7 protein-coding genes and 1 pseudogene are annotated in these 9020 nt (G+C 69.4%); 3 read left to right on the top strand and 5 right to left on the bottom strand.

Going from position 1 to position 9020, the window contains the following annotated elements:
- The first annotated feature begins 188 nt into the window (after nt 1–188).
- A complete protein-coding gene (locus tag BUE44_RS35355; protein WP_073503107.1) occupies nt 189–995 on the top strand; it encodes a replication-relaxation family protein in 807 nt (268 codons plus the stop codon).
- Entirely contained in the window at nt 995–1306 is a 312-nt protein-coding gene (locus BUE44_RS35350; RefSeq protein ID WP_073503106.1) for a hypothetical protein, read from the top strand. Before BUE44_RS35355 ends, BUE44_RS35350 begins: the two co-directional genes overlap by 1 nt.
- Nucleotides 1307–2127: 821 nt before the next feature.
- Here the strand turns inward: BUE44_RS35350 and BUE44_RS39965 are convergent.
- The 5 genes and pseudogenes from BUE44_RS39965 to BUE44_RS35335 all read right to left on the bottom strand — a co-directional run.
- Nucleotides 2128–2332 (bottom strand): annotated as a pseudogene (locus BUE44_RS39965) (transposase family protein); the annotation flags it as partial.
- Between the two features lie 30 nt (nt 2333–2362).
- Nucleotides 2363–2665, bottom strand: a complete 303-nt coding sequence (locus tag BUE44_RS37315; protein WP_143172676.1) for a hypothetical protein — start codon at nt 2663–2665, stop codon at nt 2363–2365.
- Between the two features lie 536 nt (nt 2666–3201).
- Nucleotides 3202–3888, bottom strand: a complete 687-nt coding sequence (locus BUE44_RS39155; protein WP_235002773.1) for a hypothetical protein — start codon at nt 3886–3888, stop codon at nt 3202–3204.
- On the bottom strand, nt 3837–5081 hold the full coding sequence (locus BUE44_RS39150; protein WP_235002772.1) for a KAP family P-loop NTPase fold protein: 1245 nt from the start codon (nt 5079–5081) through the stop codon (nt 3837–3839). The genes BUE44_RS39155 and BUE44_RS39150 overlap by 52 nt, the downstream gene beginning before the upstream one ends.
- 350 nt (nt 5082–5431) lie before the next feature.
- On the bottom strand, nt 5432–7960 hold the full coding sequence (locus BUE44_RS35335) for a DEAD/DEAH box helicase (RefSeq protein ID WP_235002771.1): 2529 nt from the start codon (nt 7958–7960) through the stop codon (nt 5432–5434).
- Nucleotides 7961–8429: 469 nt separating this feature from the next.
- Between BUE44_RS35335 and BUE44_RS37310 the strand changes: the two genes are divergently transcribed.
- Nucleotides 8430–8660: a hypothetical protein gene (locus BUE44_RS37310; RefSeq protein ID WP_143172675.1), complete on the top strand. Its 231-nt coding sequence runs from the start codon at nt 8430–8432 to the stop codon at nt 8658–8660.
- Nucleotides 8661–9020 lie beyond the last annotated feature (360 nt).

Below are 9020 nucleotides of genomic sequence, written 5' to 3'. Positions count from 1 at the left end.
CCCTTGTCCCGACATCACCGGGGATGCCGACAACCCCTCTGCCCTCCACCCTCCTTGGCCGTACCTGGGGGAAGGGGACGGTGCGGCGTAGGCGGGCGGCAGGGCGAGGGGTCAGGGGCGGGTTTGGCCTCCGGCGGGCCCTGGCCGGGCGGCTGGCCGCCGCTGGGTGCGTCGGCCGGGGAAAAGAGATGCGGGCCGGGCTGTCGGCGGCTCAGGCGACGATCGAAGGCCTCCACAGCACGATCGGCGGGGAGGCGTCAGATGACCGGCACGACAGGCCCGGTGACCAGGCCGAGAGTGAAGGCAGGGGAGAAGCAGGCACGGTGGCCGCGGGCAGCACGGCGGGACCTGCGGGGAGGTTCGGTGCGCCGGACCGGCGCGGGGAGCCGTCACGGAAGCTGTGGGGGCTGACGAAGGCCGGCCTGGAGGCTGCCGCCGGGCATCTGGGGCGCGAGCCGGATGTGATGGGCGGCTACGCCCGCGGCGCGGGCAGCGGAGGCGCTCCGCACGCGATGGCCGCCAACAGCACGATCGTGGCCTTCACCCGCGGCGGCACCCTCCCGGGCGCCCCGGCCGGGGTCGGGGCCATCGACTGCTGGCGCACCGAGGTCCCGCACCCGCTCACCAGCTCGGGCAAGCGCAACGTCCGCGCGGATGCAGTGTTCCAGGACAAGGCCGCGGGTGTGCCGCTGCTGATGGTGGACGTCGACCGGGCGACGGAGTCCGTACACGTCCTGGCGGACAAGGTCGGCGCCTACGCCGACTTCTACGCCCGCCGCGTCCGCGACCCGGCACTGCCGTCGGGCACCGGCCGCGGCACGATCGGCGACCTGAACACGGTCCCGGTCTGGACCACGTTCTACCAACCGGATGCGCGCGGTGGCAGGCCTGTCCCGCGAGCACTGGGCACCAAAGCGCAGCACCTTCAGCTATCACAACGTCAACCCGGAAGGAGACCTTCTACCTCGACTTCACCGGCCGCATCCCCCTGGTGATGACGACCCTGGACCGCCTCCAAGAACACGGACCCTTGGGCCCGGTGCGGCTGCGCATCGACGGCTACCGCCCCGCCGAAGGCCAGCCCCTGCTCCAGGCGCTCACCGACATCCACCCCGAAGCCGCGTTCCACCAGCGCCAGGACCAGCGCGAGCAGGCCGCCAAAGCCGAACGCCAGCGCCGCGAGGAAGCCGAGCAGCGAGAGCGGGAAGCCCAGTGGGCGCGGGCGGAGTGGTTCGGCAAGCGGAAGAGGAAGGTGAAGAAGCTAGCCGGCCTGCGGGACGAAGCCGTGACCGTAGACGAGCGGTGAGCCCCTGGCCCGCGCCTCTCACGCCGGTGATAGTGGCCGGAGCCGGATGTGTCACCGCGGTTCGAGCCGGGCGCGGGCCCTAAGCGGAACCGTGGCAACTAGGGGTCCGACTGGGATGGTTTGCGGTGGTTTGCTCGTGCCAGCTAGGCGCGCAACTAGCGCGCACCGACCGGTACACGACCCCTTGAAAAACGGTCTCTGACCTGCGACGGAAAAGTACACCGGCCGCAGACTTCCCCTGGCCCTCCGCTCCGCACCCGCCACAACCGTAGAAATGGAAGGTGGAGCGGAGGGCCAGGGGAACAGGGCGCCAGGTCTCGCGCGGGCCGCCGCGCCGCCCCGGGCAAGCCGGGGCGGGAGAGGGCAGCCGGGCAGCAGCCGGGGTCTGGTCGGCGGCGGCAAGGGAGCGTGCAAGGCACCGTGCGAGAGGCCGTGCGAGGGAGCGTGCGAGGGGCCGTGCGCGGCTGCCGGCGGGTGAGCGGCAGACCTGCACGTCAACCAGGCTGCGGCAGGTGAGCGGCACGCCGACTTCCCTCTCATCCACCCCTGCCGCGCCCGCCGGGAAGAGGGAGGCAGGGGGGTGCGGGGTGGGCTGTTCGGGGCGGAGGGGATGGTGGCGTGGGGCCGGCTCGCCGTGCGTGCGGCTCGCGGCGGGTCGGTGGCAGGGACGGGGCCTGCGCCGGGCCAGCCGTTCCAAAATTCTGGAATGAGCCGCCGGGCTGCGCGTGGATCACAAGGCAGCGCCCCCTTGTCCGGGCTCAGGTCGGCAGGTGTGGCCCCCCTGTCCGCGTTCGTGATCCAAGGCCGGGCCAAGGGGGCCGAAAGGGGCCGCCGCCCTGGTGGGCTAGATCGGCCAGGATGGCGAGGCTGTAAACGCTCACAGATGCGGTGATGCGGTGGGTGCGGGCGGCGCCGAGGTCGTGAGCCCGGCCCGGCAACGCGGGTGAGAGCCACAGCAGCCGGCCTGCAGTCGGTGACCACCTGCACGTTCACGCCGCGCCGGCGGTACTTGTGAGAGACAGTTGCGGGTGGGAAAGCGCACGTTCCAGGTGCGGTTCATGCGCCGTTCCGGGACAGCATTCGTTGCAGGCGTTGCTGACGTGCCCTTAAGTAGCCTGCGGTGAAGCCGGAGAGTGCGCCGAGCAGAATTCCGCCGGCAATGCCGACCACGACGTCTAAGGATTGCGTACCGGGGAGCAACGTGCAGAGCGCGGTCCAGCAGACGCCGACCCCGACGCCGAGGCGGACAGGGTGCCGAGCTGCGACAAACCGTTCCGTGCGGCTGAGGGGCTGCTCACCGCCGAGCATGCGATCCACGGCCCAGAATGCGCGCAGCAGCCCACTGCGTATGCCTGACATGGCAGAACCCTATCCGCCGTTCGATGGACGTCGCCAACTTCCAGGCCCTCTGGGCACTGCCCCGGTCGGTCAAGGACTCCACCAGGAGCCCGGGCGGGCCCGACCTGAGAACTGCGCCGCGCCTACCAGCGCATGCCGAGTGCGTCGAGCTCCGCTCGCCGTTCGGGGCTGAGCTTGTCGGCCTGTGTACGGGGCGCCGGGGGCCGTTCGTCAGGCCCTGCCGGGGCCAGGTGGAGCATGTTCTCCAGCATCCACTGCTGCAGGCAGCAGTTGGTCCCAGTCCAGGCGCTGCGCCAGCACCCACGCGCCCAAGTCCTCGCCCTGCACCGTGGCCTTGGACAGACCCGCGCTGGTGGCAGCGGTTGTGCGTCAGCGGTGTTCATTTGCTGATTGCCTGGTCATGCCCTGCGGACGTGGGTTGGTCTGCTGTCACGGGGTGACCAAGTGGCTGCCGTTTAACGGCGAGGCCGGGGCGGGTCGGCTGTCGTGGGGGTGGCTGCTCCTATGGGCGGTCCCGGAGGGGCAGGGTTGGGTCGTCACGGGGTCTCGGGGGCGTCCGGGGTGGTTTGGTTCGGTTCGGGTCGGCGGTCGCGGAGGGCTTGGAGGATGTCGGTTTTGTATTGGTCGGCGGGTTGCGGGGTGTCGAGGTGGGGTGCGAGGCGGGTGTAGAGGTTGTCGTGGGTGAACATGGCGTCGAGGCCGGCCCAGGTCTCGTTGCTGATGAGGGGCTGTGAGTACCGCGCGGGGGTGATGAGTGCGGCCAGGAGCGGGAGGAGTTCCCATCCGTTTTGGAGGCGGTCGCTCAGCCAGGTGCGGATGCGGGTGGGGTCGGTGTGGCGCCACATCCAGATCAGCTCGCTGTCCTGCTCGGTGAGGTTGGTGGCGGGCCGTTGCGTGGCTGGTGCGAGGTGTTCGACCAGGCGGCCGGTGAGGGCGTCACGGGCCTGGGCGGCCCAGGCTTCGGTGGTTGTCACGTGTTCGGATGCGGTGTCGTCGGGGTTGGTAGCGCGGTGGAGGGTCCGGGTGGCCAGGACTGCTCCGTCGTGGGTGGCGGCCATGGTGGCCACGGCGGCGGGCCGCTGGCCGGGGGGCAGGTCCAGGAGGAGGGCCGGGGCGAAGAAGCGCGCCCACCGGTCGGCGCCCAGCAGCCCCATCGCTTCGGGCTGCGCTGTCAGTTGGCCGTAGTTGTCGGCCAGGGCCTGGAGTAGTGCGGCCGCGGGCACAGGGACGCCGTCGGTGCGTGCCTGGTCGATGCGCCGGATGATGCGGTGGGTGTCCTCCCGTAGACGCACCAGCAGTGCGGCCGCTTGATCGCCTTCGATCCCTGACGCGATCTGAGCGAGGGCTTGTTCGAAGGCAGCTTCCGGTAGGCCATCGGCGGGGACGGTGAAGACGACGTACCGGTCGAAGTAGTCCGGGCTGCCGATCCCGCGCCGGCGGGCTGCGGCACGGGGTCGCCGCCGTTGCCGACGGCCTGCCGGACGGCGGGGAACAGCAGGCCGAGCAGCCCGATCACCCCGTCGAGGTTGTCCGGGGTGACACCGGCCTGTCGCAGGCGCTCCTTCCACCGCTCGGCGCGTTCACCGGGCCGGGCGTCGTGTCGCAGCGCCGGGTCGATGCTGGTGCCGGTCAGTTCGTCGCGATGCCGTCCCAGCATCCGGTAGACGCCGGGCTCGCTGGTGCGCAGGAAGGTGACGATCAGGAAGTCGACGAGGTCGACCTCCCCCGCCAGCGGGCTGAGGGTTGCGCCGGCTTGGCCGAAGTAGCGCTTGATGGCCCGCGGTGTCCTCAGCCGGTCCTGGAGGTGTCGGAAGTACGCCTCGGAGAAACGCTGCTCCTGCTCCGGCGTCAGGGACACCCCGTGGGAGCTCAGCAGCGCGTTCAGGAGGCGGGTGGCCATGGCGTCGATGTCGCGGTCGCGGAAGGCCGGCAGGTCGAGCCGGACCTGGATGAGCTTTTCCAGGAACTCCTGGGCCCGCTGGTCGTTCGAGCCGACCAGGTCAGTGCGCTTGAGGACGTCCAGCAGGGTCTGTTCGTCGAAGCTGACCACGTAGTACACGTTCGGCAGGTGGCCAACCAGGCGGATGAGCTTGAAGACGACCAGCAGTTCCTCGGGGGTGAGCCGGTCCAGGTCGTCCATGACCACCAGGACCGGCAGTGCCGCCTGGCGCAGAGCTGCCTCGGCGGTGCGTTTGGCGGCCGAGGCACTGGTGTCACCGGCTATCCGGTCGGAGACCTGCTTGATCAGCTCCGAGGAGTCCAGGCCGAGCAGCCCCGTCAGCCTTCCCAGCGGACTGATCGACTGGCCGAACGCGCCGATCTTCCTGCGCAGCTCGGACCACTGGCTGTCGTGGGGGAGGGCGGCGCGGATCTCGCTGAACAGCGCCAGCGTCAGCGACTCGAGGTCGGAGTACATCCACATTCGCTCTGCTCGCGCACCTGGTGGAGGAGTGCGACGGCGTGCTGGGCGTACTGCTGACGCCCCAGTAGATCGGGAGCATCAGGGCTCCCGTCGACAGGATCGTCGTTGAAGAATCTCTCCCCGGCCATCGGCCCATCGTGCCCGACCGTGTACCTGCGCTGGTGCGAAATGCGGGTGCGGTGACGAGGGGCCGGTGGAACGGTTGCTGTCAGGGGGTGACCAGGCGCTGCTGTTTGGTGGCCCCCGCCTGCTGCCACGGGGTGACCAAGCGGCTGTCACGGGGTGGCTAGCAGACCGCGGCCTGGGTGTTTCGGGCCCGCGGAGATACGCCCCACACTAGCTGCTTACCAGCGCATGCCGAGCGCGTCGAGTTCCGCCCGCCGGTCGTCACCCAACTTCTCGGCCCGCCGCCGGCAGTTATCGACGAACATGCCGAGCTTGATCTCCGTCACCGATCCGTCCGGCTCGGTCAGCCGCTCGATGTGCTTGCGGGGCACTTGGAGGTGGCCTTCGCGGGCGTGGAACTGCCTGGTGGCCCGGATGTTCAGCGCCCACTTGTCGGCCTGCGTACGGGGCGCTGGAGGCCGCTCGTCGGGCCCGGCGGGGGTGAGGTGGAGCATGTACTCGAGCATCCACTGCTGCGCGGGGAGCAGCTGGTCCCAGCCGTGCCGCTGTGCCTGGATCCACGCGCCGAGCTCCTCGCCCTGGAGCGTGGTCTGCCCAGGGGCAGTGGGGAGCGGGGCGCCGACGGTGACAAGGGTGCGGCAGAGCATGTAGCAGCGTTGCCAGGCGACGGGCCAGGCCGGGCACCAGCTCGGGTCGATCGCCTCGAGCGCGTCCCTGCGTTCCTCGGTCAGCACGCCCGCGGTGGAGCCGACCGCCAGCCCCTGCTCGCGCCGCGCCTCGACCTTCGCCAACCGGCGGCCCGCGGTCCTCAAATTCTTGGCCCATACCCCGATGGGGTATTCGTGCCATGTGGCGCTCGTGGGCGGGAGGAAGTGCCCGTGCTCGGCCGCACACCCCTCCGCCGCTGACAGCCCCTCCTGAAACGCGACGTCCCAGTGCGACCAGATCATGCCGAGCTCTTCGAGTTCCTTGGCTCGTGCGGGCTTCATCTCACCCGCGTTGTAGAACCGCCTCTGGTCGGCAATCCACGTGCCCAATGGAAATTCGGCGGGCTGCCATTCCTCCGGCGTGGTGAATGCGTAGGGGACTTTCAGATCTCCGTTCTCTTTCACGTACCGGGTCGCGGCCTGGAATCCCTGACGCCAGTACGCGTTTTCCGGCTGGAGAATCCGCAGTTTCATGAACTGCGCCAGGACGGCCGGGTCACGCGGAGTGGAGAAGGACAGCAGGCTCTGCGCGGGGGCAGACGTGCCGGCCTCTTCTCCCCGCCCGGCTGCCTTGATCTCCGCCACCGTGGGTTTCCGGCTCCGGGCGTTCGACTGCTGCTCCGCCAGCGCTTCGATGGTGTCCGCGTCGTGACTGCGGAGAGCAGCCAAAATCCGGGCCAATCCGTTGTACCCCTTGCTGGTGAGCATGGCGTCCGGGTCCTCACCCTTGCCCAGGAAAACAGGCACCACCAACGACGCGACCTTGCCTTCTCCCGCCTTCATACGCAGCGCCCGGCCAACGATCTGGAGGATGTCGACCGCCGACCCGCGCACGTCCCCGAAGAACACAGCGTCACAACCCTTGGTGTCGACGCCTTCCCCGAGGATTCGAACACTGCTCAGCAGCCGCAGCCGCATCGGGACCAGGTCACCGTCGACGCGCTCCCCGACCGGATCGGCGAACTTCGCCAAGGTCGCCTTGCGGTGGTCGGGCCTGTGATCCCCGCACAGCCACGACGCCCACACCCGGGCAGGCTCCGAGTACGTCTCCGGGTCGTCCTCCCACAGCCGCTGCGCAACCGCCGGCACCCCGGCCGCCATCGCTTCGGCCTCGCTGGTCCGGTAGTGGAACGTGAGCATGCGCCGCAGGCCCTGCTCCGCCGACGTCTTCACCGCCGCGGTCTGCAGAGCCGCGAGGCGCGAGCCCCGCACGTTGTCCGACCTGGCCTCGATCCCGAGCAGCGCAGCCGCCTGGAGCTCGGGGTCGGTCACGTCGACACAGACCACCTGCCACGCTGCGACCAAGCCCAAATTGCGGGCCTGCGAGAGCGTCAACTTGTACGCCACGGACCCGAACAGCCCCTCCGGGTCGTCCTCCATGCTGGCCACCAGCACCGGCGCACCGCTGCCGCCCTCGTCAGTCTCCGGCGCCTCCCACACCCGCGGAGTGGCGGTCATGTAGAGCCTGCGGTCGGCCGGCACCTTGGTGTTGTTGTGGATCGCGGCCCATGGCTTGCTGCCCCTGCCGCTGACCCGGTGGGCCTCGTCCACGACCACTAGCGACCAGGGCGAAAGGCCCGCCTCATGCGCCCGCTGGAGCGTCCCCAGACCCACGCTGGCGTACGTGGCGAACACTGTGACGGTCTCCAGGCCCTTGGTCCACGCCACCAGCTCGTCCACGTCCGTCGTGCACGCCGCCAGCCCCTGCGCCTCCTCCGCGCGCAGCGAGCAGATGCCGTAGAACGGCCCCGTACGGCCGCCCGCGCGCCATGCGGCCGCCATCTGCGTCAGCAAATCCAAAGTCGGCACCAGCACCAACACCCGACCTGCCCGCAATTTCCGCGCGGTCAGCACCGCCATAAATGTTTTTCCCGAACCGGTCGCCGCGATGACCTGCGTCCGCAGACCCTGCGCGGGCATTTCCTGACCCGGCTGCAATTCGAGTTTCCACACCGCCGCGTCGGACGCCTCGATCTGATGCGGAAGCGGGTCCATCTCCACGTCCTTGCTTTCCGCCTCGGCTGTGACTACCGCCACCATGGTTTGACGCTCCCCTATCCCGGGATGATGCGTGCCCCGAGAGTTGTGTGCGCTCCCGGGGGCAGCGTATGAATCCAGAGGTTAGCGTACCTAGAAGTTTGACGCACTCCATGGTCCGCCGACCGGCAAGAGGGCCGGAACCGATTGGAGATCCTCGGAGTCCCATGAGCGAGAGCGAGGAGGCGCTATGCCAGGCCACAGCGAAAACAGATCATGGAAGTGGCTTGCTGTACTGACCATGGCGGCAGCAGTCCTTGTCATCATCGGCATGCAGATCATCCATGGCCTCAGCGATAGGACCGGACAGATGCACTGCGACATGGTGAGCGTGTCCGGCGGCCCGAGCTGCCGCTGATGTGGCATCAGCGGCAGCCCTCGAGTCCTGCTCTCGTATCAGCCAGGTGCTGGCCGCTCCTTGCACGGTGGGCGTTGAGGGCTTCGCCTGGGCGGATGCGGGAAGGAGCTGCTCATGGTGAAGCGTTCTGGTTCGCAGCCGACTCCGTCATGGGTGAAGCCGGGAGCACGGTGGGTGGCATGGACTATGTGGCTGATGCTCTGCATCAGCATCGCGCTCCTGGTCCTGCGGGTGATCGACGGTGACAGCAAGAAGAGCATTGTGTGGACGTCCTGTCAGGTGCTGTTGTTCATAGTGCTGTTGGTCAGCAACCGGTCCGCGCGGCGAAAATCACGGAACCCCTGAGGCGCCCCCCGTTTGCCGGCCCGCCCGTTGCTTCACCGGCACGGTCCGTGCGTCAGGCAGTTCCGTAACCCGAGTGGCGGCCCGCTGTCCGCAGCGAAGCGCAGGACCCCCGCGACCGCCAGTTCCGTAACCCGAGTGGCGGCCCGCTGTCCGCAGCGAAGCGCAGGACCCCCGCGACCGCCAAGAGGGCGAAGCCCCGGCGGTCTGTCAATCCTGGAGCGAAGCGGAAGGATTGGTCCGGCGAAGCCGGATAGACCGCGCGGAGCGCGGTCACGCAGAGCGAAGCGAGGCGGATACCACGAGCGAAGCGAGTGGTATCCGCCTGCACAGCGCGCAGCGCTGTGGCACCCGCTCCGCGGG

The organism is Actinacidiphila paucisporea, assembly GCF_900142575.1.
Classification (GTDB): Bacteria; Actinomycetota; Actinomycetes; order Streptomycetales; family Streptomycetaceae; genus Actinacidiphila; species Actinacidiphila paucisporea.
The sequence above is the reverse complement of the archived record's forward strand: the minus strand, read 5'-3'. Positions and strand labels throughout refer to the sequence as shown.